The 26,383-nt window shown below is 65.7% G+C and carries 28 protein-coding genes; 13 read left to right on the forward strand and 15 right to left on the reverse strand.

Translation table 11 applies throughout. From position 1 onward, the window contains the following. Nucleotides 1-132 precede the first annotated feature (132 nt). From ACWA1Q_RS09615 to ACWA1Q_RS09625, 3 genes are all read left to right on the forward strand, one after another. Entirely contained in the window at nucleotides 133-357 is a 225-nt protein-coding gene (locus ACWA1Q_RS09615) for a DUF3107 domain-containing protein (protein ID WP_463756948.1), read from the forward strand. A 10-nt stretch (nucleotides 358-367) separates the two neighbouring features. After that, a complete protein-coding gene (locus ACWA1Q_RS09620; RefSeq protein WP_463756950.1) occupies nucleotides 368-655 on the forward strand; it encodes a hypothetical protein in 288 nt (95 codons plus the stop codon). A gap of 65 nt (nucleotides 656-720) precedes the next feature. Continuing rightward, nucleotides 721-1,122: a type II toxin-antitoxin system VapC family toxin gene (locus tag ACWA1Q_RS09625; RefSeq protein ID WP_463756952.1), complete on the forward strand. Its 402-nt coding sequence runs from the start codon at nucleotides 721-723 to the stop codon at nucleotides 1,120-1,122. 13 nt (nucleotides 1,123-1,135) lie between these two features. On the opposite strand, the gene ACWA1Q_RS09630 is transcribed toward ACWA1Q_RS09625, so the two are convergent. Then, the gene (locus tag ACWA1Q_RS09630; RefSeq protein ID WP_463756953.1) at nucleotides 1,136-1,852 is read right to left on the reverse strand and encodes a ferritin-like fold-containing protein; all 717 of its coding nucleotides are present in this window, start codon (nucleotides 1,850-1,852) and stop codon (nucleotides 1,136-1,138) included. Nucleotides 1,853-1,970: 118 nt separating this feature from the next. Here ACWA1Q_RS09630 and ACWA1Q_RS09635 point away from each other — a divergent pair, with 118 nt between their 5' ends. Then, a complete protein-coding gene (locus tag ACWA1Q_RS09635; RefSeq protein ID WP_463756955.1) occupies nucleotides 1,971-3,413 on the forward strand; it encodes a DEAD/DEAH box helicase in 1,443 nt (480 codons plus the stop codon). A gap of 156 nt (nucleotides 3,414-3,569) precedes the next feature. On the opposite strand, the gene ACWA1Q_RS09640 is transcribed toward ACWA1Q_RS09635, so the two are convergent. Further along, the gene (locus ACWA1Q_RS09640; protein WP_463756957.1) at nucleotides 3,570-4,445 is read right to left on the reverse strand and encodes a PHP domain-containing protein; all 876 of its coding nucleotides are present in this window, start codon (nucleotides 4,443-4,445) and stop codon (nucleotides 3,570-3,572) included. Between the two features lie 72 nt (nucleotides 4,446-4,517). Between ACWA1Q_RS09640 and ACWA1Q_RS09645 the strand changes: the two genes are divergently transcribed. Beyond that, on the forward strand, nucleotides 4,518-5,546 hold the full coding sequence (locus ACWA1Q_RS09645; protein WP_463756959.1) for an endonuclease/exonuclease/phosphatase family protein: 1,029 nt from the start codon (nucleotides 4,518-4,520) through the stop codon (nucleotides 5,544-5,546). A gap of 38 nt (nucleotides 5,547-5,584) precedes the next feature. Beyond that, nucleotides 5,585-7,030 carry an aminopeptidase P family protein gene (locus ACWA1Q_RS09650; protein WP_463756961.1) on the forward strand — a complete coding sequence of 482 codons (1,446 nt, stop codon included), beginning with the start codon at nucleotides 5,585-5,587 and terminating at the stop codon, nucleotides 7,028-7,030. Between the two features lie 10 nt (nucleotides 7,031-7,040). Here ACWA1Q_RS09650 and ACWA1Q_RS09655 read toward each other — a convergent pair whose 3' ends face one another. Continuing rightward, on the reverse strand, nucleotides 7,041-7,538 hold the full coding sequence (locus ACWA1Q_RS09655) for a YflT domain-containing protein (RefSeq protein WP_463756962.1): 498 nt from the start codon (nucleotides 7,536-7,538) through the stop codon (nucleotides 7,041-7,043). 86 nt (nucleotides 7,539-7,624) lie between these two features. On the opposite strand from ACWA1Q_RS09655, the gene ACWA1Q_RS09660 reads away from it, so the two are divergent. The 4 genes from ACWA1Q_RS09660 to ACWA1Q_RS09675 are packed head-to-tail and all read left to right on the forward strand — an operon-like array spanning nucleotide 7,625 to nucleotide 11,436. Next, on the forward strand, nucleotides 7,625-8,911 hold the full coding sequence (locus ACWA1Q_RS09660; protein WP_463756964.1) for a magnesium transporter MgtE N-terminal domain-containing protein: 1,287 nt from the start codon (nucleotides 7,625-7,627) through the stop codon (nucleotides 8,909-8,911). Then, nucleotides 8,904-9,422: a DUF1003 domain-containing protein gene (locus ACWA1Q_RS09665; protein WP_463756966.1), complete on the forward strand. Its 519-nt coding sequence runs from the start codon at nucleotides 8,904-8,906 to the stop codon at nucleotides 9,420-9,422. Before ACWA1Q_RS09660 ends, ACWA1Q_RS09665 begins: the two co-directional genes overlap by 8 nt. Further along, nucleotides 9,409-10,569, forward strand: a complete 1,161-nt coding sequence (locus tag ACWA1Q_RS09670) for a P-loop NTPase (protein ID WP_463756967.1) — start codon at nucleotides 9,409-9,411, stop codon at nucleotides 10,567-10,569. Before ACWA1Q_RS09665 ends, ACWA1Q_RS09670 begins: the two co-directional genes overlap by 14 nt. Nucleotides 10,570-10,575: 6 nt before the next feature. Further along, nucleotides 10,576-11,436, forward strand: a complete 861-nt coding sequence (locus tag ACWA1Q_RS09675; RefSeq protein WP_463756969.1) for a hypothetical protein — start codon at nucleotides 10,576-10,578, stop codon at nucleotides 11,434-11,436. A gap of 2 nt (nucleotides 11,437-11,438) precedes the next feature. Here ACWA1Q_RS09675 and ACWA1Q_RS09680 read toward each other — a convergent pair whose 3' ends face one another. Next, entirely contained in the window at nucleotides 11,439-11,918 is a 480-nt protein-coding gene (locus ACWA1Q_RS09680; protein ID WP_463756971.1) for a twin-arginine translocase TatA/TatE family subunit, read from the reverse strand. Nucleotides 11,919-12,001: 83 nt separating this feature from the next. Here ACWA1Q_RS09680 and ACWA1Q_RS09685 point away from each other — a divergent pair, with 83 nt between their 5' ends. Beyond that, nucleotides 12,002-12,631, forward strand: a complete 630-nt coding sequence (locus ACWA1Q_RS09685; protein WP_463756973.1) for an O-methyltransferase — start codon at nucleotides 12,002-12,004, stop codon at nucleotides 12,629-12,631. Between the two features lie 82 nt (nucleotides 12,632-12,713). On the opposite strand, the gene ACWA1Q_RS09690 is transcribed toward ACWA1Q_RS09685, so the two are convergent. The 3 genes from ACWA1Q_RS09690 to dapE form a co-directional block, all read right to left on the reverse strand. Next, nucleotides 12,714-12,887, reverse strand: coding sequence for a DUF3117 domain-containing protein (locus ACWA1Q_RS09690; RefSeq protein WP_090712530.1), 174 nt, complete (start codon nucleotides 12,885-12,887; stop codon nucleotides 12,714-12,716). Between the two features lie 94 nt (nucleotides 12,888-12,981). Further along, a complete protein-coding gene (locus ACWA1Q_RS09695; RefSeq protein WP_463756975.1) occupies nucleotides 12,982-14,205 on the reverse strand; it encodes a hypothetical protein in 1,224 nt (407 codons plus the stop codon). Continuing rightward, nucleotides 14,198-15,301, reverse strand: coding sequence for a succinyl-diaminopimelate desuccinylase (dapE, locus tag ACWA1Q_RS09700; RefSeq protein WP_463756977.1), 1,104 nt, complete (start codon nucleotides 15,299-15,301; stop codon nucleotides 14,198-14,200). Before dapE ends, ACWA1Q_RS09695 begins: the two co-directional genes overlap by 8 nt. Nucleotides 15,302-15,377: 76 nt before the next feature. On the opposite strand from dapE, the gene dapD reads away from it, so the two are divergent. Continuing rightward, on the forward strand, nucleotides 15,378-16,340 hold the full coding sequence (gene dapD / locus ACWA1Q_RS09705) for a 2,3,4,5-tetrahydropyridine-2,6-dicarboxylate N-succinyltransferase (RefSeq protein WP_463756978.1): 963 nt from the start codon (nucleotides 15,378-15,380) through the stop codon (nucleotides 16,338-16,340). Between the two features lie 32 nt (nucleotides 16,341-16,372). Further along, a complete protein-coding gene (locus ACWA1Q_RS09710; RefSeq protein ID WP_463756980.1) occupies nucleotides 16,373-18,916 on the forward strand; it encodes a penicillin acylase family protein in 2,544 nt (847 codons plus the stop codon). Between the two features lie 84 nt (nucleotides 18,917-19,000). On the opposite strand, the gene ACWA1Q_RS09715 is transcribed toward ACWA1Q_RS09710, so the two are convergent. From ACWA1Q_RS09715 to typA, 8 genes are all read right to left on the reverse strand, one after another. Next, nucleotides 19,001-19,858, reverse strand: a complete 858-nt coding sequence (locus ACWA1Q_RS09715; protein ID WP_463756981.1) for a hypothetical protein — start codon at nucleotides 19,856-19,858, stop codon at nucleotides 19,001-19,003. 4 nt (nucleotides 19,859-19,862) lie between these two features. Continuing rightward, nucleotides 19,863-21,170, reverse strand: a complete 1,308-nt coding sequence (locus tag ACWA1Q_RS09720) for a citrate synthase (protein WP_463756983.1) — start codon at nucleotides 21,168-21,170, stop codon at nucleotides 19,863-19,865. 144 nt (nucleotides 21,171-21,314) lie between these two features. Next, nucleotides 21,315-22,427 (reverse strand): succinyldiaminopimelate transaminase, encoded by a 1,113-nt coding sequence (dapC, locus tag ACWA1Q_RS09725; protein ID WP_463756984.1) that lies wholly within the window; start codon nucleotides 22,425-22,427, stop codon nucleotides 21,315-21,317. 3 nt (nucleotides 22,428-22,430) lie between these two features. Beyond that, nucleotides 22,431-22,748 carry a ferredoxin gene (gene fdxA, locus ACWA1Q_RS09730; protein WP_463756986.1) on the reverse strand — a complete coding sequence of 106 codons (318 nt, stop codon included), beginning with the start codon at nucleotides 22,746-22,748 and terminating at the stop codon, nucleotides 22,431-22,433. 38 nt (nucleotides 22,749-22,786) lie between these two features. Further along, complete coding sequence (locus ACWA1Q_RS09735; protein WP_463756987.1) at nucleotides 22,787-23,254, reverse strand: hypothetical protein; 468 nt, start codon at nucleotides 23,252-23,254, stop codon at nucleotides 22,787-22,789. Between the two features lie 43 nt (nucleotides 23,255-23,297). Beyond that, nucleotides 23,298-23,612 (reverse strand): AzlD domain-containing protein, encoded by a 315-nt coding sequence (locus ACWA1Q_RS09740; protein WP_463756988.1) that lies wholly within the window; start codon nucleotides 23,610-23,612, stop codon nucleotides 23,298-23,300. Then, entirely contained in the window at nucleotides 23,609-24,298 is a 690-nt protein-coding gene (locus tag ACWA1Q_RS09745) for an AzlC family ABC transporter permease (protein WP_463760829.1), read from the reverse strand. The genes ACWA1Q_RS09740 and ACWA1Q_RS09745 overlap by 4 nt, the downstream gene beginning before the upstream one ends. Before the next feature lie 159 nt (nucleotides 24,299-24,457). Then, nucleotides 24,458-26,365, reverse strand: a complete 1,908-nt coding sequence (gene typA, locus ACWA1Q_RS09750) for a translational GTPase TypA (protein WP_463756990.1) — start codon at nucleotides 26,363-26,365, stop codon at nucleotides 24,458-24,460. Nucleotides 26,366-26,383: the final 18 nt, after the last annotated feature.

Raw genomic sequence — 26,383 nt, forward strand, 5'->3', positions numbered from 1 at the left:
TCAAGCTACCGGGCGCCACCGACACTGCCGGGATGCCGTGCCGCCCCTGTTCGCTCTCGGCGCTCGCCGGCGGTCGAGACGGGTGGAGCAACTGCCGTAATGTTGCTGGTAACGCAAGGAAAGGTGCTTTACGTGGAGATCCGAATCGGTATTACCAACAGCGGGCGCGAGCTCAGCTTCGAGTCCGCACAGACCGCCACCGAGATCGAACAGACGATCTCTGACGCGCTGGGCTCGGACAAGAGCTACTTCACCCTCGCCGATGACAAGGGCCGCCTGTACATCGTTCCGTCCGCCGGGCTCGCTTACGTCGAAATCGGCAGCGAAGAGACCCGCCGTATCGGTTTCGTCGGCTAAGGATCCCTCTGTGGAACTCCTTTTCATCATCCTGTTCGGCATCGCCGCAGGCCTGGGTGTTCATTACGCATTGCCGTGGCGCGGCACCCACGGCGTCGCACTGATCCCCGCTGTCGGCGGAATCGTCGCGGCGATCGTCTGGGTCGGGCTCACCTGGCTCGGCTGGGCATGGGACGGCGGCTGGATCTGGGCCGTCACCCTCGTCGCAGCTCTCGTGGTCGCAGCGATCGTTGATGTGACTCTCGGCCGCTCGCGCAAGGTTTCCGACCAGAAGCGACTGGTCGCGCTCGGAGGCTGACGCGGCTTACCTCTGGCCGCACGCGGCGGAGCTGGATAGTCTGTCATCGACCAACGGAGGTTGCGATGACGAGGTTCGTGATCGACGCCGGCGTTCTCCTTCATCTGGCAGCGGCCGACACGCAGATCGCAGTCGAACATGAGCTGCTCGCCCCGACGCTGATCCGCTCACAGACGCTGTCGCTCCTGCACGAGTCCGTGGCCGCCGGGGACCTTGACGCAAGAACCGCCCAGGGCAGGCTCGCTCGCATCGCGAGCGTGAAGATCAGGATTCTCGGCGATTCCGTGCTGAGACGCCACGCCTGGCGAATTGCCGATGAGTTCGGGTGGGCTTCGACGTATCAGGCGGAATATGTCGCGCTGGCCCAGCTGCAGGCGGATGCATTCATCACGCTCGACGCCGAACTGGCGCACCGGCTCTCCGGGCGCGTCGCGGTCGCGTCCGTCGACGCCCTCACAACGAGGTAGCCGCCTCGACGAGTCAGGCCGTCAGCCCGAGTGCATCCATCCGGCGGGTGTGGGTCGCGATGAGTTCGGTGAACACCGGCTCGATCCGCTCTTCGTCGGATTTGCTGTGACCTTCGAGGTTCAGTGCCGACTGAGCGAGAAGAAGGGTGTCTCCGACGAGCCGCCTGCCGCACATCGCGAAGAAGTGGGCGCGTTTCGGGTCGACAGCGATGGCATCCGTCAGCAGGTCCACGATGCCGGCTGAACCGGAATCCGCACCGAGAAGGCTTGCGTACCGGGAGCCGATCTCAGAGGGCAGACCGTCCGAGAGCCGGATGAAGAAGTCGTCGAGGAATCCCTGCGTGATGTACAGGGTCAGCAAGCTTTCGTTGACGGATGCTCCGCGCGTCAGCTCGAGGAATCGATCGATCCCTGGCACGAACGGCGCCATCACCTCGGTCGGGTCTTCACCGCGACGGCGGATCTCGGCGACGAGCCCCTGGTGCTTGGCCAGGGCGAAACCAGCGGCGGCAGACAGCGTCTGGGTGGCGTCGAGATCCTTGGACGTAGCGCTGATGTTCGAAATCGACTGGAAGAAGCACAGCTGCAGGTACGCGACCTGCCCAAGGTAGCTGGACGTGTCAGGGGCGAGTTCGGCGAAGTCCACCTTGGTGGCCTCAATCGTGCCCGCTCGGACGCGAAGGCGCGGGAGCGGTGCTCGGGACCTGGACGCGCTAAACCATGAAACCACGGCTCCAGTGTAGATGTTCGGTAGGCTAGGCCTTGTCCCCGGCATCGGATCGGGACGCTACGCCTCAAAAATATGCAGGGCGTAGACCGCTTATATGCATTGACAGGCAAGCACACACGTGACTTTTACGGATCTCGGCGTCGACCAGGACATAGCAGACGCTCTCGCAACAAAGGGCATCCTCGAACCCTTCCCCATTCAGGAACAGACCATCCCCCTCGCCCTTGACGGCCAGGACATCATCGGACAGGCGAAGACCGGAACCGGCAAGACCTTCGGTTTCGGCCTGCCCGTTCTGCAGCGCATCGGAAACGACCCGGCTCCCGGCGTCGTCGCGCTCATCGTCGTCCCGACCCGCGAACTCTGCGTCCAGGTGACCGAGGACATCGAACTGGCAGCGTCGAACCGCCCCACGAAGATCGTTTCGATCTATGGCGGCAAGGCGTATGAGGGCCAGATCGAACAGCTCAAGGCTGGCGCTCAGGTCGTCGTCGGAACCCCCGGCCGCCTGATCGACCTCAACAATCAGCGCCTGCTCGACCTGTCGAACGTGCGCGAAATGGTGCTCGACGAGGCTGACAAGATGCTCGACCTCGGCTTCCTCGCCGACATCGAGAAGCTTTTCTCCAAGACCCCGACGGACCGGCACACAATGCTGTTCTCGGCGACCATGCCCGGCCCGATCGTCGCCCTCGCACGCCGCTTCATGTCGAAGCCGATTCACATCCGTGCCTCTGACCCCGATGAGGGCCTCATGCAGGCCAACATCAAGCACCTCGTCTACCGCGCGCACAACATGGACAAGGACGAGGTCATCGCCCGCATCCTTCAGTCAGAAGGCCGCGGCAAGACCGTCATCTTCACGCGCACGAAGCGTTCGGCCGCCAAGCTCGTCGAAGAGCTCACCGATCGCGGCTTCAACGCGGCTGCGGTGCACGGCGACCTCGGCCAGGAGCAGCGTGAGCGAGCGATGGCTGCGTTCAAGGCGGGCAAGAAGGACGTTCTCATCGCCACGGATGTCGCTGCTCGCGGAATCGACGTCAACGACGTCACCCACGTGATCAACCACACCATCCCCGAGGATGAGAAGACGTACCTGCACCGCGTCGGCCGCACCGGCCGCGCAGGCAAGACCGGTATCGCCGTGACTTTCGTGGACTGGGACGACCTGCACAAGTGGGCGCTCATCAACAAGGCGCTCGACTTCGGACAGCCAGAGCCGACCGAGACGTACTCGTCGAGCCCTCATCTGTTCACCGACCTCGACATTCCTGAGGGCACCAAGGGTCGCCTCCGTCCCACGTCGATCGTGGCTCCCCCGAGCCGCGGTGCGCGTGAGAGCGGATCCCGCGACGGTGGACGCTCTCGGACCGACGGTGGATCGCGTGACTCGTCGCGCGGTCGTGGCCGCACGCGCACCCCGTCGACGGATGCTCCGCGCGACGAGACACCGGTCGTCGCCGCTGGCACGCACGACGGTCAGGGCCCAGAGCACCACGACGGAAACAGCGCGCCGCGTCGCCGCAGCCGCACCCGCCGTCGCACGAACCGCCCGGAGTAGTCCGACACAGCAAAGGCCCGCCCGAACCTCGGTTCGAGCGGGCCTTTTCGCTGCGCACGCGCGTTGCTCGGTCAGTTTTGGTCGAGGATTCTCGAGTTTTTCAGCCGCACGTGACCGAGCGGCGGTGCGTACCGCCATTACCGACCGAGCAGCGTGTCAGTGTGACGGATACGTCGGCTGCGACCCCGTGCCGGCGTCGATGATTGCCTGCACGACGGCATCCGGGGTGGTGTTCTCGCCCAGCCGGTTGGGTTTTCCCTCACCGTGGTAGTCGCTCGATCCGGTGAGCACGAGGTCGAACCGCTCCGCGAGTTCGCGGAGTCTAACCTTGCCGTCCTCGGTGTTCTCGCGGTGGTCGATCTCGAGCCCGAACAGGCCGGCGTCGACGAGTTGCCCGAGCTCCCTCTCGCTGATCATGGCGTCACGCCCGCGAGTTGCCGGGTGCGCGATCACGGGCACTCCCCCCGCTGCCTTCACCAGCCGCACCGCCTTGAGCGGGTCGGGGGCATAGTGCGGCAGGTAGTACCCGGTGCGGGGGTGCAGGATGCCGGCGAACGCCTCCGACCGAGTGGGCACGTGTCCACGAGCGACGAGGGCGTCGGCGATGTGCGGCCGCCCCACCGTGGCTCCCGGAGTGGTCTGTGCGACGACGTCGTCCCAGCTCAGGCTGTAGTCGGCCGCAATCTTCTGCACGATCGATTCGGCACGCCGCAGCCGCGACTCGCGGATCCGCGCGGTCTCGGTGTTGAGGTCACCGTTGTCCGGGTCGAAGAGGTATGCCAGAAGGTGCACGCTTCTGTAACCGAGCCGCGCACTGAATTCCATGCCGGGAATGAGCGTGATGCCCGCCTCGGTCGCGGCGACGGATGCCTCCTGCCAGCCGGCCGTCGAGTCGTGGTCGGTCAGCGCTACGACTCCCAGCCCGGCTGCCGCCGCTTCACGGATCACGCGGGACGGTGACTGCGTGCCGTCGGACACCCGGGAGTGCGTGTGCAGGTCCGCGGGCCCGGTGAAGAGGGGTCGAGCTGGCATCCTCACAGTGTATGGCCGAGGGCGCGTGTTTCCGGCCTCCTCCCAGTTGCGAGTCGATAGTCTTGCTGGACCATGCTCAAAGTCCTCGGCGCTCTCGCCACCGTTGCGGTCGCCGTACTTCTCCTCGTGCTGACCTGGCCGCAATTCTTCGGCCTGCAGACCACGTGGATCATCGCTCAGATCGCCTCGATGCGATCGCTCGTCATCGTCGCAGCGGTCCTCGCGGCCATTGTGTTCGCCCTCCTCGCGCTTGCCCGCCCACTCCGTGCCTTCGCCGGAACGATCGTGCTCCTGCTGCTCGTCTTCGCCGGCGCGAACGCGGCCATCACCGTGAATCGCGGGCTGGGCGACACAGCGTTCGCCGAGAAGACGCCGGACTCCATCACCGTGCTCAGCTGGAACACCCTCGGCGACGCGCCAGGGGCGGATGCCGTCGCCCAGCTTGCGGTGGACTCCGGCGCTGACGTTCTCTCGCTTCCAGAAACCACGCAGGAGACCGGGATCGAGATCGCCGAGCGGATGCGTGACCTCGGCCGCCCGATGTGGGTACTGACCGAGTGGTTCGACCAGATCTCCCCCGCCAGGTCGACCACCGTTCTGATCAGCCCGGATCTCGGTGACTACGTCAAGGTCACGAGCAACGAGGAACGCGAGGAGAACACCACCGTGCTCCCGACGATCATCGTCGAGCCCGTGAACGGTGAGGGCCCCACCTTCATCGCGGCGCACGCCGTCGCTCCCATCACGGGACAGATGGAGAACTGGCGGAACGACCTGAGCTGGCTTGCCGAGCAGTGTGCAGGCGGCAGCGTCATCATGGCCGGAGATTTCAACGCCACGCTCGACAACATGGCGGGGCTCGGCGCAACGGATGCTGCGACGCTCGGCGAGTGCGTCGACGCGGGGGAAGCCTCAGGCAACGGTGCGGTCGGAACGTGGCCGACCGGCATCCCGGCCCTCGTCGGTGCACCGATCGACCACGTTATGGCAACGCCGGACTGGGCTGTGACCGGCATGAGGGTGATCACCGAAACAGACGACAGCGGGAGCGATCACCGCCCCGTGCTCGTCCAGCTCAGCCGGGCGGCCCCGACAGGCTGATCCGGGCCGACACCGCCGATCGGTGGGACAATGGGAGCATGGGAACTCCGAGCGACACCACAACAACGGCAAGCACCGGCATCGCGCCGGCCAGCGAAGAGACAACGAGCGAAGAACCGCGCGGCACATCAAACCGGTCGACCACCCCGGCGTCGACGCAGTTCCAGGACTTTATCGGCTCCAACTGGGCCGATCGCGTCGACGAACTCCCGGCACCGCGCGAGCAGGCCCGCTACGCCGCGGAGCGCCGCGCCCGGGTCTCAGCCGCGTTCGGTGGCCAGCGCATCGTGGTCCCCGCCGGAGCGCTCAAGCAGCGCTCCAACGACACTGACTACCCGTTCCGTGCCCACTCGGCCTTCTCGCACCTCACCGGCTGGGGCTCCGATTCAGAACCAGACGCGGTCCTCGTCCTCGACCCGACCCAGGACGGTCACGACGCGACGCTGTACTTCCGCGAGCGCGCCGACCGCACATCCAACGAGTTCTACGCCAACCCGGCGATCGGCGAATTCTGGATCGGCGCACGCCCGTCTCTCGCCCAGGTCGCCTCCGACCTCGGCGTCAAGACCGACCACATCGACTCCTTCGCTCCGACAGAGGCGGATGTCACGGTCGACGAGCACGACGAACTCACGACGTTCCTCTCCGAACTCCGGCTCGTGAAGGACGACTACGAGATCGCGCAGCTCCGCCTCGCCGTGAATGCCACGGCACGCGGATTCGACGACGTCATCGCCGACTTCCCCCGCATCACCACCCACGAGCGAGGCGAGCGGGCCGTCGAGGGTGTCTTCTACACTCGCGCGCGACTCGACGGCAACGCAGTCGGCTACGACACCATCGCCGCCTCCGGCCCGCACGCGTGCATCCTGCACTGGACGCGGAATGACGGACCGGTGTCGCCGGGCGACCTCATGCTCCTCGACGCCGGCGTCGAGGTCGACAGCCTGTACACCGCCGACATCACGAGAACCCTCCCGGCCAACGGAAAGTTCACCGAGGTACAACGAGCCGTCTACGAAGCCGTCCGCGAGGCAGCGGATGCCGCATTCGCCATCGTCAGGCCCGGCATCATCTTCCGCGATGTTCACGCCGAGGCGATGAAGGTCATCGCGAAGCACACGGCGGCGTGGGGGCTGTTGCCCGGCACCGCCGAGGAGTCACTCGACCCGGCGAACCAGTTCCACCGTCGTTACATGGTGCACGGAACGAGCCACCACCTCGGTATCGACGTTCACGACTGTGCCGCGGCCCGCCGTGACATGTACCACGACGGCGAAGTGAAAGCCGGAATGGTCTTCACCATCGAGCCAGGTCTCTACTTCCAGCCGGACGACCTCACCGTTCCCGAGGAATTCCGCGGGATCGGCGTGCGCATCGAGGATGACATCCTCGTCACCGAGACCGGTGCCGAGAACCTGTCATCGGCAATCCCCCGCAGCGCGGACGAGGTCGAAGCGTGGATTGCCCGGCTGAACAGCTGACGAACGAACGCTACTCGGGTGTTCCGCCGTTGAGCACGTTGCGTGCGCGGTTGGCCAGGTCGGGCGCGACGAGAACGGTGTAACTCGTCGCGATCACCTGCATGACCGACGTGAAGTCACGGCGCCTGCGGTTCATGGCGTACGAAACGATGGTGAACATCATGCCGAACGCGGCACCGATGAGAATGGCGGCACCGACGAAGACGAGGTCGGACGCCGGGTTGATGATCACAAGCAGCAAACCGAAGAACAGACCGAGCCAGGCGCCGCTGAGCGCTCCGGCGCCGGCAGCGCGTCCGTAGCTGAGCTTGCCGGTGACCCGCTCGACGCTCTTGAGCCCGTCGCCGACGATCGACACCTGTTTGACCGGAAAGTCGGCCTGAGCAAGGAGATCGACGGCCTTCTGTGCCTCGCTGTACGTCTCAAAGCTCGCGACGGTCTCGCCGCGGGGAATCACGATATCGAGGGGCCCGCGGGACATGCCGCGACGCTGCTGTTGGTTGCTCACACGCCTATTCTCCCACCCACGCGGCAAATTCGCCCGGAACGGCAGCGCTCCACCCCGCTCACGGGTTCGCGCGCTAAGTTAGGGGGGTGAGTGGCACAAGAGTTTTCGTCGCCCGGCTGGCCGGGTGCACCGTCTTCGACCCCGCGGGTGACCGCGTGGGCAAGGTGCGCGACGTCCTCGTCGTCTACCGCAAGAACGACCCGCCACGGGTTGTCGGCCTGATCGTCGAGATCCCGGGCAAACGTCGGGTGTTCGTCTCCATCGGTCGGGTCACCTCCATCGCCTCGGGGCAGATCATCACCACGGGCCTCATCAACGTGCGCCGCTTCGAGCAGCGTGGTGGCGAAGTTCGCGTCATCGCCGAACTCCTCGGCCGCAAGGTGGAATTCGTCGATGGTTCGGGCGAAGCCACCATCGAAGACATCGCGATCGAAGAGGTCGGCCCTGGGGCATGGTCAGTCAGCCAGTACTTCGTCCGCAGGCCCAAACTGTCGCCGAGCCCGTTCGCGAAGGGAGCGACGACCTTCGCGACCTGGCGCGAGATCCGTGAAAAGCAGACCGGCAGCGAAGCCCAGTCGGCCGAGCAGCTCATCGCCACATACTCGGACCTCAAACCCGCCGACCTCGCGAACACCCTCCTCGACCTGCCCCAGGACCGCATGATCGAAGTCGCCGAAGAACTCCCCGATGCGCGCCTCGCCGACGCACTCGAGGAGATGCCCGAGTCCGACCAGGTCCACATCCTCGCCGAGCTCGGTGACGAGCGCGCGGCTGACGTTCTCGACCACATGCAGCCGGACGACGCCGCGGACCTCATCGCGCAGCTGCCCGCCGACCGCGGCGAACGCCTCCTGCAGCTGATGGAGCCCGAAGAAGCAGAAGATGTCCGGATGCTCCTCGCGTTCGCGCCGGACACCGCCGGCGGTCTGATGACGACAGAACCTGTCATCCTCTCCGCTGACTCCACCGTCGCCGAAGCGCTCGCCCTCATCCGGCGCCCAGAGCTTCCCCCAGCCCTCGGCGCGGCGGTGTGCGTAACCCTGCCGCCGTACGAACCGCCGACCGGCCGATACCTCGGGATCGTTCACTTCCAGCGGATGCTCCGCTACCCGCCCCATGAACGACTCGGTTCGATCATGGACCAGAGCCTCGACCCGGTCACGGCGAAAGCATCCGCCGCCGAAGTGTCGCGCATCCTCGCGAGCTACGACCTCGTCTCGGTACCCGTCGTCGACGACAACCACCGACTCGTCGGGGTGGTGACGATTGATGATGTCCTCGACTACCTGCTGCCGGAAGACTGGCGAAGTCAGAACGACGACGAACCGGTGACCACACACAGACCACAGGGAAGGAGGGCAGCTCGTGCCTAAGACGCGCAAGAGCGGGGTCCGCCTCGACGCTCCCAAGGGCCGCCGTGCCGGACTGCTCCCCGACCGCAACCGTGAGTCGAGCGACCGGTTCGGCCGGTTCACCGAGTGGGTCGCGCGGGCGATGGGCACTCCAACGTTCCTCGCCGGCCTGACCCTGTTCTGCGCCGCCTGGATTGCCTACAACACCTGGGGCCCTCAGGATTTCCGCTTCGACTCTGCCGCGCGCGGGTTCACAGCACTCACCCTCATGCTCTCGCTCCAGGCGTCGTACGCGGCTCCCCTCATCCTGCTCGCGCAGAACCGACAGGACGACCGCGACCGCGTGCAGATCGAGCAGGATCGCCAGCGTTCCGAGCGAAACCTCAATGACACCGAGTATCTCGCCCGCGAGGTCGTCGCGCTCCGGCTCGCGATGAAGGACATGGCGTCGAAGGACTTCATCCGCCAGGAACTCCGTGGGCTGCTGGAGGAGCTCGACAAAGACAAAGGCTCTGATGATGCCCGGCGCTGATCTCGAAGCCCGCATCACGGCGGCTCTCGCCGGCGTGATCGACCCGGAGATCCGCAAACCGATCACCGAGCTCGGCATGGTGAAGGACGTATTCGTCGATGACGGCGGTGCGGCATCCGTCGGTATCGTGCTCACGATCGTCGGCTGCCCCGCAGCGAGCGCGATCGAACGCGACGTGACCGCGGCCGTTGCGTCCGTTCCCGGTGTCACGTCGACGAGCATCGCCGTCGGGGTGATGACGCCCGGGGAACGCAAGGCTCTCACTGACCGGCTACGTGGTTCGAAGGCGGCCAGAGTGATGCCGTTCGGTCCGGATTCACTCACGCGCGTGATCGCGGTCACGAGCGGTAAGGGCGGTGTCGGCAAATCCACCCTCACCGCGAACCTCGCCGTCGAACTCGCGTCGCGCGGTCTCTCCGTCGGCATCGTCGACGCGGACGTCCACGGGTTCTCGATCCCAGGGCTCCTCGGGCTGACGGATGCCGCCGCTCGGGCCGGCGCGATCACGCGCCCCACGCAAGTGGGCGACATGATCCTCCCGCCGATCGCCCACGGGGTGAAGGTCATTTCCATCGGCATGTTCGTCGAACCCGGCGCCTCCTCCGCTGTCGCGTGGCGCGGTCCGATGCTTCACCGGACGATCACCCAGTTCCTCACCGACGTCTATTTCGGCGACCTCGACGTTCTGCTGCTCGACCTGCCTCCCGGCACCGGCGATGTAGCGATCTCGATCGGGCAGATCCTGCCTCACGCCGATGTGCTCGTCGTCACCACTCCGCAACCAGCCGCCGCCGATGTCGCCGAGCGCAGCGGGATTGTCGCCCGCCAGACCGGACAGCGGGTGATGGGAGTCGTCGAGAACATGGCTGGGCTCGTCCAGCAGGATGGCACTGTCCTCTCCCTCTTCGGTGAGGGAGGCGGCGCCGAGGTCGCTCGGCGCTTGAGCGACGGCGATGTCCCCTCGGTCCCGCTGCTCGCCTCGGTACCGATCAGCGTGCCGTTGAGAACAGGCGGCGACACGGGTCTGCCCGTCGTCCTGTCGGATCCGGCCGACCCGGCCAGCGTTGCCATTCGCAGCGTCGCCGACCGGGTCGCGCAAGCCGGGCGTGGACTCGCCGGTCGCAAGCTCGGCCTCGCCCCGGTGTAGCGGACCATGAACCGCCGGGCCTCACTGCTGACCGCCGTCGGCGCGGTTCTTCTGCTCACGGGTCTAGCGGGATGCAGCGGACAGCAGTCCGCGTCGTTGTCCGGTGAACTGCGAGTGGAGATCCAGCAGGGCAGGACGGACTACACCAGCGGGACCATCGTCATCCGGGTCGTGAACGAGTCCGACAACGATATCGGTCTGCGGCAGGTGGCCCTCGTCACACCGGCGTTTCCCGACACCGCACCCTGGGAACGGGGCACGACGGTGCGGGCGGGGACGACGGTCGACCTGCGAACCCCTCTCCCCGAGCCGGACTGTGCCGCCTCGACCGACGCGCCCCAGGTGTCGCTCGAGTTCCGTTCCCGGAACGGTCAGGGAACCGTTGCGATCGGGGCATCCGACCCGCTGGGCACCCTCACGAGGCTTCACGACGAGGTCTGCCTCGCGGAGGAGGTCGGGCGGCTGGCGACGATCACGGTTGGCGCACCACAGGTGACCGGGACCGGAGCGGACTCGGTTGCCATGCTCCCGGTCACCTTCACCCCGACCGGTGCAGACGGAACTCTCACCGTGACGGGCGCGGCATCCACTCCCCTGCTCAAGCCGGCCACATCGGCGACGGGGACTGAGCTGACCGACTGGTCGTTAACTGTCGCGCTGCCCGGCTCAGGCAACGCCGTGACCGAGCGACTCCAGGTGATTCCCGCCCGATGCGACCCTCACGCCATCGCCGAAGACAAGGTCGGCACGGTTCTTCTGCTCAGCGTCGACACCGGAAATCGAACGGGCACGTACCGCCTCGTTCCACCGACGGATGTGACGGACGCTCTGCTGGCGTTCGTTCATGACGCCTGCGGAATGCCCTGACGTCAGGTCGACTCTGCGTCGAACGGGGGCGGATCGACCGTCTCGCCCGCCGCGATACGGCGCGACCGATCGACAGCCCCGGAGGAGATGAAGGGATTCGACGACGTGCCGACGGGGGAATCCGATGCCGCCGTTGTCGCAGCGGCAGCGCCAGCCACGGCAGCTTCCGAGGCGGCCGCCCCGGCGTCACTCGACGGCGGTTTGATCACGGGAGCTGGGTCCGGCGAGTCGTCGAGCAGGGCTTCGCGGATGATGCGGCGCGGGTCGTACTGGCGCGGGTCGAGCTTTTGCCAGTCGACGTCATCGAACTCCGGGCCCATCTCGTCGCGCATGCGGTCCTTGGCACCGCGTGCCATGTCACGCAGCGACCGGATCAGCTGCGCGAGTTTGGCAGCGTATCCCGGAAGCCGGTCCGGGCCCAGCAGAAAGACAGCGATCACCCCGATCAGGAGGAGCTTCTCAAACGTCAGGCCAAAGAACACGAGTTCAGACTATCGCGCCGCGCCTCGCAAAACGCCGCAGGCTGCGCCGGTACTCTTATGCCAACCACCACCGGGAGCTGCAAGTGTCTGAACAAGATTCGAACTGGAAGTACGCCGACTACATCGTCACCGAATCTGAGGCGATCGCGAAAGCTCGGGCGCAATCGCTCGAGCTCGGCATCGAACCGCTGTCGCCCGCGATGGGCGCCCAGGTCGCCGTTCTGACCGCGGCAACGAGCGCGCAGAGCATCGTCGAGATCGGAACCGGTGCCGGCGTGTCAGGGCTGTGGCTGCTGCACTCGTCTCCCCGTTCCGTGCTGACCTCCATCGACTCCGAGGTCGAGCACCTGGGTTACGCCCGCCAGGCTTTCTCCGACGCCCGGATCGCTCCCAACCGCATCCGTCTCATCACGGGCAAGGCCCTCGAGGTTCTTCCCCGCATGAACGAGAACTCCTACGACGTGGTCTACGTCGACGCCGACCCCTCCCAGGTGATCGAGAACGTCGAGCATGGCCTGCGGCTGGCTCGCGCCGGTGGCACCGTGCTGGTCCCCCACGCACTGTGGCGCGGTCGGGTCGCCGATCCGGCCCAGCGCGATGATGTCACGAGCGCATTCCGCACTCTCGTGCAGGAGATCGCCTCGTCGAACGCTGTCGTCAGTGCCCTCTCCCCCGTCGGCGATGGCCTGCTTCAGATCACCAAGCTCGGCTGAGCGGGCTCACAAACACAAAAAGAAAGACGCGGATGCGTGTGGTCGAGTGACCACCAGCATTCGCGTCTTTCACAAGAAGAGACTAGCTCGGGGAAACAACCCCGGCCAGTGCATCGTGGAGTTCCTTGGCTTCAGCATCGTTCACGGAGACGACGAGTCGTCCGCCGCCTTCGAGCGGAACCCGCACGATGATCAGCCGACCCTCCTTTACGGCCTCCATCGGCCCATCCCCAGTCCTCGGCTTCATCGCGGCCATTCGGCTCCCCTTTCGTGGCTTTGAACTCTATTATCCCGCATTCAGGCGGGACCAGCGAAATCGATGACATTAGGGTCCCGGATTGGGGGCATCATCACGGTGGTGTCCAGTCGTAACCATCGACCCTCCAGGCGATGAGAATCCAGCCCACTTGCGCGGCGATGCTGAGGCCGACAACGGCCCACCGATACACGACCGATCGTGGTTGCGCGACCACTCCGGCCAGCGGGAACACCGGCATGAGCAACCGGAACGTACTCGACTGCGGAAAGAAGACTGCGAAGAGGTAGAGCAGGTAGCTCGCGACCCAGAGGCGGAGGTCCACACCGATGCGCCTGGCTGGCTGAGAGGAGAGGAGGGCGACGCCGCAAGCGACGAGCAGCAGAACGCCCGCGGCTCCCCACCACATCGGCGCGGGCAGCCCGAGCCCGTTCTCGGCCCACCAGCCGAGGCCCTGGAACCATCCGGCGAACGGCACGAGCGGGTTGTGACCGATGTACGCCGACCGCCAGGCGAGCTCGGTGTCGGTGTACGCGGTGAGTGAGCCGGTCACGGCCCACGCGATCAGCAGCCAGCCGAAACCGAGAACGCCGCTCGCAACGGCGGTAACGGATGCCGCTATCGCTTCCTTCCGAGGAAAAGGATCCCGTTCGCGGGTCCACCAGCGGTGCACGACGTGGAGCAGCAAAAACAGAGCGAAGGCGAGCCCGCTCGGCCGGGTGAAGGACGCAACCGCGAGAACGGGCAGGACCAGCCAGTATCTCCGGCGCATCACGAGGTAGAGGGCACTGGCGAGCAACAACAGGTGCATCGACTCCGCATACGCGACCTGCATCACCGGAGACAACGGTGACACCGAATAGCAGACGACGGCGAACATCGCGGTGCCAGGCGAGAGGACGAGGCGGAACAGTTTCGCCACGACGACAGCGGAGGCGAAGCCGCAGGCGAGGGAGACGACAACGGCGACGGGCGCCCACGGCAGCCCGGTGAGCACCATGAGCAACTTCACGACAGCGGGATACACCGGCATGAATGCCCACGCGTTCTCGCCTACGTAGCCGTCGTCCGTGAGCGGAAGAACGCTCGGGTAGCCGGATTCGGCGATGATGTTGTACCAGCGACCGTCCCAGATCGATGCGAAATCGGCGTACCCGGGGCTCGCGCCCGTCCAGGCATTCGCTGGCTGTCCTGCGGCGACAACGAGCAGGATCCCGGTCGTCACCAGTCGGGCGGCGCCGAAGATCAGCAGCGCCTGGGCCCACCACGGGACGCTCCGCCACAGGTCGGCGACCGAGCGGACTCGCGTGTCAGCCACGCCCGCCGGTCAGCCAGGTGCGGAGAGCGGTCTCGCACCCGGTGATCTCGTCGAGAGCGACGCGCTCGTCATCGGCGTGGGCTTTGAGCGGGTCCCCCGGGCCGTAGTTGACGGACGGGATGCCGAGTGCCGAGAAGCGTGCGACGTCGGTCCAGCCGTACTTCGGCAGCGCTGTGCCGCCGACGGCGGCGAGGAACTCCTCGGCGATCGGAGCATCGAGTCCCGGTCTGGCGCCGTCAGCGGCATCCGTCAGCGTGACGTCGAAACCGTCGAAGAGAGCACGGATCTCCGCCTCCGCTTCGGCGGCATTCTTGTCCGGCGCGAATCGGTAGTTCACTTGCACAACGCACTCATCCGGGATCACGTTGCCCGCGATGCCGCCGGAAATCCCCACCGCGTTGAGGCCCTCGCGGTAGGCCAGGCCGTCGACCTCGATTGTGCGCGGCTCGTACGCGGCGAGGATGTCAAGAATCGGCGCCGCTTTGTGGATGGCGTTCTCCCCGACCCAGCTGCGCGCCGAGTGGGCTCGGAGCCCGGTCGTTGTAACGTTCACCCGCAGGGTGCCGTTGCACCCGCCTTCGATGTCGCCACGGGTCGGCTCACCGAGAATCGCGAAGTCCCCGACGAAGAGGTCCGGGCGTTCTTCGGCGAGGAGCCGGAGGCCGTTGACCTCGCTCGCCACCTCTTCGTTGTCGTACCACATCCACGTGACGTCGACTGCCGGGTCGGTGATCTCCGCTGCGAGCTTCAGCTGGACGGCGACTCCGCCCTTCATGTCGACGGTGCCTCTTCCCCAGAGGTAGTCGCGGCCGTCGAGCGTCTCGAACCGGGTGGGGAGGTTGTCGTTGAGCGGGACCGTGTCGATGTGCCCGGCGATAACCACGCGCCGGTCACGGCCCAGGCGCGTGCGAGCGACGATCGTGTTGCCGTGGCGGAGGACTTCGAGATGGGTGGATGCCGCGAGTGCGGTTTCGATGGCATCCGCGATGGGTTTCTCGTTCCCGGAGACCGATTCGATATCGCAGAGAGCCCTCGTGATTTCCACCGAACCGGCGGAGAGGTCGAGCGGGGGGACGTCGAGGCGCGAATCCGGCATGGCCCCAGTCTAGAGGCGGGTGTCCTGCCCGGCCGGGCGTGCGCTCCGAACTGCCCGTCTTCGCTAGCCTTGAGGTATGACCAGCACCTCAGGAACCTCGACCGCCCCGACATCCGCCTGGGGCTACGGCCTCGCAACGGTGAGCGCGAATGGAACGGTGCTTGACACCTGGTACCCGGAGCCCCGCCTCGGGACACTCCCGGCCGGTCGTGAACGATGGATCGCCCCCGCTGAGATCGAGGCCCTCGCGATTCCCGACGAGCGACGCCGTGTCCGTGTCGACATCGTGACCGTCGAGATCGACCTGAGCGAGGCGCCCAAGGACACACCGGATGCCTACCTGCGGCTCCACCTGCTCAGTCACCTTCTCGTGCAGCCGAATTCGATCAACCTCGACGGCATCTTCGGCCACCTCCCGATCACGGTCTGGACCAACGCCGGCCCCGTCCACCCCGACGACTTCGACCGCCTCCGCCCGGCGCTCGCGCGTCAGGGAATCCACGCGACGGGAGTCGACAAGTTTCCCCGACTCCTCGACTACGTCACCCCGCGCAAGGTGCGGATTGCGGATGCGTCGCGCGTTCGACTCGGAGCACACCTCGCCCCGGGCACCACGGTCATGCACGAGGGATTCGTGAATTTCAACGCGGGCACGCTCGGCTCCTCCATGGTCGAGGGCCGCATCTCACAGGGAGTCGTCGTCGGCGACGGCTCCGACATCGGTGGTGGCGCGTCGATCATGGGAACTCTCTCGGGAGGCGGAACCCAGCGGATCGCCATCGGCGCCAGGGCGCTTCTCGGCGCCAACTCCGGGATCGGTATCTCCATCGGCGACGACAGCGTCGTCGAAGCGGGTCTGTACGTGACGGCCGGAACCAAGGTGCTCGTCCTCGACGGAGACAACCCCCGCACGGCTAAGGCTGTCGAGTTGTCCGGTGTGCCCAACATTCTGTTCCGCCGCAACTCCGTTTCTGGCGCTGTCGAGGTACTCCCCCGCACCGGTGCCGGTATCCAGCTCAACCAGGCGCTCCACGCCTGAGTTCATTCCCCCAACCCTCACGAAGGAGTGATGTGGTCCGTTCTGAAGCCCGCCCCCGGCGGTCCCGTGCTTTCACCGTCTTTCTCAGCATCGTCGGAGTATTCGTCGTCGTTGTACTCGTCGGCGGAGGAATCGGCATCTGGACCGTTCAGCGTTCGTTTCCTCAACTCTCGGGGGAACTGACGGTTCCCGGGCTCGAGAACGAGGTCACCGTCCAGCGTGACGACGCCGGTATCCCCACGATCGAGGCCGACAGCGCCGTTGACCTGTTCCAGGCGCAGGGTTTCGTGCACGCACAGGACCGCTTCTGGGAGATGGACTTTCGTCGCCACGTGACGAGTGGGCGCTTGTCTGAACTCTTCGGTGAGGCGCAGGTCGGCACGGATACATTTGTGCGCACCCTGGGCTGGCGGGCCGTCGCGGAGGAGGAAGTCAAACTCCTCGACGAGCAGACACTTGCCTGGTACCAGGCATACGCCGACGGGGTGAACGCCTACCTCGCCGAGCGCAGCGGGGCGGACCTGTCGCTCGAATACGCCGTTCTTGGCCTGCAGAATCCAGGATATGAACCGGAGAAGTGGACACCAGCCGACTCGGTGGCGTGGCTGAAAGCGATGGCCTGGGACCTCCGGTCGAACCTCGAGGATGAGATCGACCGGGCACTGCTCGCCACCGAACTGACCCCGGAGCAACTGGCGCAGGTGTATCCCCCGTACCCCTACTCCGAAAATCCCACAATCGTTCCGGGCGAGACCGCGACTCCGGCGCCCGCATCCGTCGGTTCAGCAGCGCCCCTCGAGCCGGCGGACGGCGGATCCGCAGAATCACTCGTCGAGCTCAAAAAGGTGCTCGCCGACATGCCCGCGCTTCTCGGCCGCGCAGGGTCCGACATCGGGTCGAACTCCTGGGTCGTCTCAGGCGACCATACCGAGTCCGGCAAGCCGCTCCTGGCCAACGACCCGCACCTGGGTCCTGCCCTTCCATCGGTCTGGTACCAGATGGGCCTGCGCTGCTCCACGGTTTCCGAGGAGTGCCCCTTCGACGTCGCCGGGTTCAGCTTCTCCGGGATGCCCGGCATCATCATCGGGCACAACGACCGCATCGCGTGGGGGTTCACCAACCTCGGGCCGGATGTCGCCGACCTCTATCTCGAGAAGGTGTCAGGAGACTCTGTCGAACTCGACGGCGTGGCCGAACCGCTCACCATCCGCGAAGAAACGGTCAAGGTTGCCGGTGGCGACGACGTGCCGATTCGCATCCGCTCGACGTCGCGGGGACCACTCGTCACCGGGATCAGTCCTGATCTCGGCACCGTCGCATCCGAGTACCCGGCGACCGCGGAGTTGCCCGAGGGCGAGTATGAACTGTCGCTTCAGTGGACGGCCCTGACGCCCGGGAAGACCCCCGGCGCGATTTTCGCCGTCAACCGGGCAACGGACTGGGAGAGCTTCCGCGCGGGAGCCACCCTGTTCGAGGTGCCGTCGCAGAACCTCGTCTATGCCGACGTCGACGGCAACATCGGTTATCAGGCGCCGGGCCGGATCCCGATCCGGGCGAGCGGAGACGGCACGATCCCCCAGCCGGGCTGGACGAGCGCGTCGGGCTGGTCGGGTTACATCCCCTTCGAATCCCTGCCAACCCTGTACAACCCGCCGTCCGGATACATCGTCACGGCGAACAACGCCGTGCAGCCCAGTGGAGCGTCGACGTTCCTCACCCGGGACTGGGATGCCGGCTACCGTGCCGAGCGCATCGTGGAACTCCTCGATGAAGCAATAGTCGGCGGTGGGCTCACAAGCGAGGACATGAGCGAGATCCAGGCCGACAACGCCAACGCCATCGCCGAACGAATCGCGCCGTACATCGCCGACCTGGCGCCCTCCAGCAATGCGCGACTGGGTAAGCAGTTGCTGGACGGCTGGGATCATGCCGACGACGCCGACAGCGCCGAAGCCGCGTACTTCAACATCTTCTGGCGAAACCTGCTCGAGAACACCTTCGCGCCGAAGCTGCCGGATTCCGTCCCTCCAGCGGGCGGGTCGCAGTGGTTCCAGGTGGTCGGGTCGCTTCTCGATGACCCCGGCTCTGACTGGTGGAACGGTCCCGACGACAACATCGTCACGCGGGACGACGCCCTGACGCTCACTCTCAGCGAGGCGTGGACAGAAGCTGAAGAGCTGATGGGATCGAATCCCGAGGATTGGACCTGGGGCGAGCTTCACACGCTCACGATCCGCAACGGCAGCTTCGGTGAGTCCGGTATCGCCCCGATCGAAATGCTCTTCAACCGCGGGCCGTTCCAACTCGCCGGCGGTTCATCTGTCGTCAACGCGGTCGGCTGGTATGCGCCAGCTGGTTACGTGGTCGACTGGGTTCCCTCGATGCGCCAGGTGATCGACCTCGCCGACATCGACTCGTCCACCTGGATCAACCTCACCGGCGCGTCAGGTCACGCGTTCCACGCGAACTACGTCGACCAGACACCGCTGTGGCAGAAGCAGGAGACCCGCCCGTGGCCGTTCACCCCGGATGCTGTGGAGAAAGCCGCGCGCGACACCCTGACGCTCCTCCCGTAGCCGCGAGGGCGGCATCCGTCAGCCGTGCAGTTGGAGCGGGTGTTCCGGCGTCGCGCGGGCGCAATTTCACCCGCGCAGCGCAAATCAGGGCGTGTCGAGGACGAACGTGACGTCCTCGAGGGCGGGCCAGGACGTGAGGCTCTCGAGCGGGTCGCCGTCGTCGAACCTCTCAAGTTCATTTGTCCCCGGCACGACGTCGATCATGAGGGATCGCAGTCGCCCCTCTGACACGAGGAGGGATGCTTCTGCGACGACTCCGGACGGGGCCCGGAAGTGTGCCTTCACCGGGAACGTAAACGTGTGAGGGACGACGCGCGGCGTGCTCTCATCCACCGAGAGCTCCAGCCACCGGTCGAACTCGCCCGGTTCGGGCTGCGCCCAGTGTTCGGTCTGTGCCGTCGCCCACTGGGCGCTGAGAGCCGCTGACGAGTGCTCAGGGGTCGCGGCAAGCATGCCGTCGACGAGGGAGCGGACCGCAGGATCGACCTCGGCGTGGAACGGGCCGTCGGCGTTCTCCTCGCTGGTATTTTCCTCGGGCTGTGCACTGGAACGGAATGAGGCGATCGAGGCAACGGTTGACACGACGGCGATGAGCGCCCGCGGATGGCGGATGCCGACGCGACGCAGCCCGGCCATGATCCGGGCATCGAGGTTTTCACTCACCTCGGAGAGGCCGAACACGGTCCCTGCGACACCTGCGGCGACACCAACGAGGGCGATCGGATTGTGCTTGAGAAAAGGAGTCCGTTTCAGTTCGAGCAGCATGAGCCCGCCGACGATGCCCGCCGTGAGGCCGCGAAAGGCCAGACGGCTCCCTGGTCGAAGGCCCGCGGGGTCAACGAGACAGAAGGCCCCGGCGACAATGCTCGATGCAATGCCGTATTCGATCCGTACGGGGTCGACCAGATTCTTTACAAGCCGTGTTGAGGCCGGAGTTGCCACGGGATCAGCGCTGCGGCAGGTCGCGCTCGGCTGCACCCATGTACAACTGCTGCGGACGGCCGATCTTGGTCTGCGGGTCTTCGTTCATCTCGCGCCAGTGTGCGATCCAGCCCGGCAGGCGACCGATGGCGAACAGCACCGTGAACATGCGCGTCGGGAAGCCCATCGCCTTGTAGATCACGCCGGTGTAGAAATCGACGTTCGGGTACAGGCGACGTTCCTTGAAGTAGTCGTCCTCGAGGGCGATCTGCTCGAGCTCCTTCGCGAGGTCGAGCAGTGGGTCGCTGATACCGAGCTGCGCGAGCACCTGGTCGGCGCTCTCCTTGACGATCTTCGCCCGCGGGTCGTAATTCTTGTAGACGCGGTGTCCGAAGCCCATGAGCTTGACGCCGTCTTCTTTGTTCTTCACCCGGTCGACGAAGCGCTGAACACCCTCACCGGAGTCACGGATGCGGCCGAGCATCTCGAGGACTGCTTCGTTCGCTCCACCGTGGAGCGGGCCGGACAGTGCGTTGATGCCGGCGGAGACAGAGGCGTAAAGGTTTGCACCGGTCGAACCGACGAGCCGGACGGTCGACGTGGACGCGTTCTGTTCGTGATCGGCGTGCAGGATGAGCAGCTGCTCGAGAGCTGTGGAGAGAACCGGGTCGATCTCGTACGGCTCGGCCATGTTGCCGAAGTTGAGGCGCAGGAAGTTGTCGACAAAGCTCAGGCTGTTGTCCGGATACAGGAACGCCTGCCCGAGAGCCTTCTTGTGGGCGTATGCCGCGATGACGGGGAGCTTAGCGAGGAGGCGGATGGTGGTCAGCTCGACCTGCTCGGGGTCGTTGGGGTCCGCGGCGCTCTCGTAATACGTCGACAGTGCAGAGAGTGCGCTGGAGATGACCGCCATCGGGTGGGCGGTGTGCGGCAGGGCGGAGAAGAAGTGCTTGAGGTCCTCGTGCAGGAGGGTGTGACGACGGATCTTCTCGTCGAATTCACCGAGCTGGTCCGCTGTCGGGAGCTCACCGTGGATCAGCAGCCACGCGACCTCGAGGTAGCTGGAGTTTTTTGCCAGCTGCTCGATCGGGAAGCCGCGGTAACGCAGGATTCCGGCATCGCCGTCGATGTAGGTGATGTCCGACTTCGTCGCTGCGGTGTTCACGAATCCGTAATCGAGCGCGGTGAGGCCGGTCTGGCGAGTCAGCGTTGACACGTCGATGCTCGATGCACCCTGGCTCGATCCCAGGATCGGGAATTCGGCTGTGCCGCCGGGGTAGGTCAGGGTCGCTTTGTGGTTTCCTGCACGGAAGTCCTGCTCGACGTCGCCCACGGCGCCTCCTTGTACTGAGATATATTCGTCGGACCAGACGCGAAAACCGCTGGTGGCGATGGTCGGTCCGGATACAGCCTAATCGGGTTGACAGCCTATCGTCGCCATCGTCAACGAGGGCGAGCGTTGGTTGGAGGATTTCTCCTACACGACGGATGCCCGGAGGCGGGCGGCCGCTGCGGCGATGCGTTCGTCTGTCGCTGTCAGCGACAGACGAACGTGCTCCGGGTAGAAATCGCCATAGAAAACTCCGGGACCGGCGAGGATCCCGAGGTCGGCGAGACGGTCGATGGACGCCCAGGCGTCGCGGCCCTCTGTCGCCCAGAGATAGAGCCCCGCTTCGCTCGAATCGATCCGGAATCCGGCGGCTTCGAGCGCCGGGACGAGAACATCGCGCCGCGCGCGGTACCGTTCCTTCTGCTCGGCGACATGATCATCATCCCCGAGGGCGGCGACCATCGCGGACTGGAGCGGTGCCGGCAGCATGAGCCCCGCGTGCTTGCGGACGGTGAGAAGGCGGGCAAGGGTGTCCTCGCATCCAGCGGCGAACGCGGCACGATATCCTGCCATGTTCGATTGCTTGCTGAGCGAGTAGATCGAGAGGATTCCCGCCGTGCTCCCGCCGGTTACCCTGGGGTCCAGGATGCTCGGGATAGGCTCTGTCGCCCACGGTCCGGTCCAGCCCAACTCGGCGTAGCACTCATCGTTCACGATGAGTGCGCCGAGCACGCGGGCCCGGTCGACTGCGGTGCGCAGGAACTCGATGTCGAGAACCCGGCCGTCCGGGTTCCCCGGGGAGTTCAGCCAGATGAGCTTCGTGCCCTCCGGCCAATCCTCCGGACGATCGGATGCCATCGCATCCGCCCCGCACAGTGCCGCACCGATCGCATAGGTCGGGTAAGCGGCCGTCGGGTGCACGATCGTGTCACCAGCGCCGACGCCGATCATGAACGGGAGCAGGGCGACGAGTTCCTTGGAACCGATGCTCGGAAGCACCGAATCGACGGTCAGGCCGGTCACTCCCCTGCGCCGGGAGTACCATTCCACGATCGCTTCACGCAGTGCGGGCGTTCCCGCTGTCGTGGGGTAGGCGTGGGCATCGGTCGCGTGAGACAGCGCCGCCCGGACGACCTCAGGAGTGGCGTCGACCGGTGACCCGATCGAGAGGTCGGCTATGCCGTCCGGGTGGGTCCTGGCGCGCTGGGCATACGGCACCATGGCATCCCACGGGTAGTCGGGAAGCTGTTGCAGTGCCACCGGTCAGGCCTGCGGAGGCAGGGCGGCGACGACGGGGTGGTCGTACTTGATGACGCCGACCTTGGCTGCTCCGCCCGGGGAGCCGATTTCGTTGAAGAATTCGACGTTGGCCTTGTAGTAGTCCGCCCATTCCTCGGGCAGGTCGTCTTCGTAGTAGATCGCTTCGACGGGGCAGACCGGTTCGCAGGCACCGCAGTCCACACATTCGTCCGGCTGGATGTACAGCGCGCGTTCACCCTCGTAAATGCAATCGACGGGGCATTCATCGATGCACGCTCGATCTTTGACATCCACACACGGGAGGGCGATGACGTAGGTCACAGTTGACTCGGTTCCCTTCGACGACAGGAAACTTCAGTCTACGCCTCAGGCTGACGGGGCAGGTCCAGTCGCGGTGCACTCACGGGCTTTGTGGTAGGAGAACGCTGCGGAAGTCGCGGCCACGCGACGATGATGGTGGCAATCAGAACGGGGGCTACCGACCAGAACAAGCCGATGAGACCCTGCGGGATGAGGACCGAACCTCCGGCACTGGCCAGCGAGAAGAGTGCGATCACGCCGACGAGACCGATCGCGGCACAGAGCACGGCCAGGCGGTCGTCGAAGAGAAGCCGGAAGCCGAGGAGGAGGGCGAGGCTGCCGAGAACAGCGAGGGTAAGGCCTACCGGCAGGTCGGTCTCGCCGACCGTCACGACGTTCTGGTGCGCCACCGTTCCGACGGTTCCGTAAATGGCACCAACGAGAAGGGAGAGCGCGGCACCGGTCAGCCGGGTCGAAAGCGGAGTGCCCTCTGTTGCCGGAGCGGGCTGGCTGTTGTCGAGGGTCACGCCCCAAGTTTACCCGCGCGCCCAGTGCTGCCTTCGCCGCCGCTCAGGCCATGCCCGTCCAGAGCCTCAGAAGCGCCGCCACCACGGCGGCGGCGATCACCACAACGAGAAACGGTGCCCGGAGCCAGTAGAGCAGGCCAGCGACGGCCAGGGCCGGCACGCGAGCGTCGACGACGAGCTGCTGCCCTGCGCCGAGGGTCTGCACCGCAATGAGCGCGGCGAGCAATGCGACCGTGAGCAGATCGGCGGTCCGGGCCGCCGCAGGCTTTTCGAGCCAGGAGGCGGGTACGGCGTACCCGGTCAGTTTGATCGCGACGCACGCGATGGATGCGAGGAGGACGATGTGCCAGAGCGTCATGACAACCGTTCCTCCCGCCGTGTTGAACCGAGCCAGTTCGTCAGTCCGAAGACCACGGCGACAACGGCGGCGGCGATCACCGGCACGCCGGGAGCGACGACCGGCGTAAGAGCAGCGGCGATCACGGCGGCGGCTGACGCAACGGCGATTGTCTGGTGACTCTTCAACCGGGGCCAGATCAAACCGAGGAACGCCGCGGCCGCAGCCGCATCCAGACCATACGCGCGCGTGTCGCCCATCAGATCGCCAATGAGAGCACCGAGAAGCGTCGTGAGGTTCCAGCCCACGTAGACGACGATTCCGGTGACCCAGAAGCCTCGTTTGCGCGCCGCGGGGTCGTCCTGGGCAAGAGCGACAGCGGTCGACTCGTCGATCGTCAGCCATGCGGCTGTCGCATTGCGCCACCAGCCCGTCACGCCGACAACGGGTTTCATCCGCATGCCATACGCAGCGTTCCTCACCCCGAGGAGAACAGCGCTGGCGATGGCCGTCGCTCCGGCGGCCGCTCCCCCGGACGCGAGGATCCCGACGAGGGCAAATTGTGATCCGCCGGTGAACATGAGCAGGCTGAGCACGCATGCCTGCCACACGTCCAGACCCGCGGCGACGGCGAGGGCCCCGAACGAGACGCCGTACGCGGCCGTTGCGACACCGACGGCGATTCCCTGACGGGTAGCTGCCTGAATCGGAGAACGGCCCGCTCGGGGTGCCGCTGTCACGAGGGGCGGGATGCCGGCGCAACGCGACCGGACGCGGGACACGGGCGGAACATGAGATCCAGAGTAGCGCCAACGACGAAGCGCCCGGAATCCGTGGATTCCGGGCGCTTCGTGCGAGCGGTGGTGCTACTCGTTCTGCTTCTTGAGGCGGCTCGTCATACGCGCACGGGCGTTGGCGTCGAGCTCGACCTTGCGGATGCGCACGATGGCAGGGGTGACCTCGACGCACTCGTCTTCGCGCGCGAACTCGAGGCACTCCTCGAGCGAGAGCTGGCGAGACGGCGTCATCGACTCGAACGTATCCGAGGTCGACTGGCGCATGTTCGTCAGCTTCTTTTCCTTGGTGATGTTGACGTCCATGTCATCGGCGCGCGAGTTCTCGCCGATGACCATGCCCTCGTAGACCTCTTCGGTCGGGTTGACGAAGAACGTCATCCGCTCCTGAAGCGCGATGATGGCGAAGGGGGTGACCACACCGGCGCGGTCGGCAACGATGGATCCGTTGTTTCGCGTGACGATCGAACCGGCCCACTCGTCGTAGCCGTGTGAGATCGCGTTGGCGATACCGGTACCGCGCGTCAGTGTCATGAACTCGGTACGGAATCCGATGAGGCCTCGCGACGGAACGATGAATTCCATCCGGACCCAGCCGGTACCGTGGTTCGCCATGTTGTCCATGCGTCCCTTGCGGGCGGCGAGCAGTTGCGTGATCGCGCCGAGGTACTCCTCCGGCACGTCGATGGTGAGGTGCTCGTACGGCTCGTGGGTCTTGCCGTCGACCTTTTTGGTCACAACCTGCGGCTTGCCGACGGTCAGTTCGAAGCCTTCGCGGCGCATCTGCTCGACGAGGATCGACAGGGCGAGTTCGCCTCGACCCTGCACCTCCCACTTGTCGGGCGAGCCGACGTCGAGAACGCGAAGCGAGACGTTACCAACGAGTTCGCGGTCGAGACGGTCTTTGACCATGCGGGCGGTGAGCTTGTGGCCCTTGACCTTGCCGACGAGCGGCGAGGTGTTCGTTCCGATGGTCATCGAGATGGCTGGCTCGTCGACGGTGATCGTCGGAAGCGGGCGAACGTCATCCGGGTCTGCGAGGGTCTCACCGATGGTGATGTCGGGGAAGCCGGCAACCACGACGATGTCACCGGGGCTTGCACTCTCGGCGGGGTAGCGGTCGAGAGCCTTGGTGATGAAGAGCTCGGTGACGCGAACGTTGTGGACGGATCCGTCGTGCTTGACCCAGGCGACCGTCTGGCCCTTATTGATCGTGCCCTGGAAGACGCGAAGCAGCGCAAGGCGGCCGAGGAAGGGCGATGCGTCAAGGTTGGTGACGTGGGCCTGGAGGGGGTGTTCGTCATCGTAGACGGGCGCGGGGATGTGCTTGATGATCGCGTCGAACAGCGGCTCAAGGTCATCGTTGTCCGGCAGCGTGCCGTTCTCGGGCTTGTTCCAGCTCGCGGCACCGTTACGGCCAGACGCGTACACGACGGGAACGTCGAGGACGGCGTCGAGATCGAGGTCGGGAACGTCGTCGGCCATGTCGCTCGCAAGCCCGAGCAGGAGGTCCTGGCTCTCGGCAACGACCTCGTCGATGCGAGCGTCGGGGCGGTCGGTCTTGTTGACCAGAAGGATCACAGGAAGCTTTGCCTCGAGTGCCTTACGCAGCACGAAACGGGTCTGAGGCAGCGGGCCCTCACTCGCGTCGACGAGGAGTACAACGCCGTCGACCATGGACAGGCCGCGCTCGACCTCTCCACCGAAGTCGGCGTGGCCGGGGGTGTCGATCACGTTGATCGTGATCGGACCGTTTGTCGCGTGCTTGCCTTTGTAGGACACCGCGGTGTTCTTCGCGAGGATCGTGATGCCTTTTTCGCGCTCGAGCTCGTTGGAGTCCATCGCGCGTTCTTCGAGGTGTGAGTGCTCGGCGAATGAGTCCGTCTGCCGAAGCATGGCGTCAACCAGCGTCGTCTTGCCGTGGTCAACGTGAGCAACAATCGCTACGTTTCGGAGGTCGTCGCGCGAAGCAAGCGCCATGAAAAAATTCCTTACAGA

Source organism: Mycetocola sp. TRD_SC_2, from assembly GCF_055361225.1.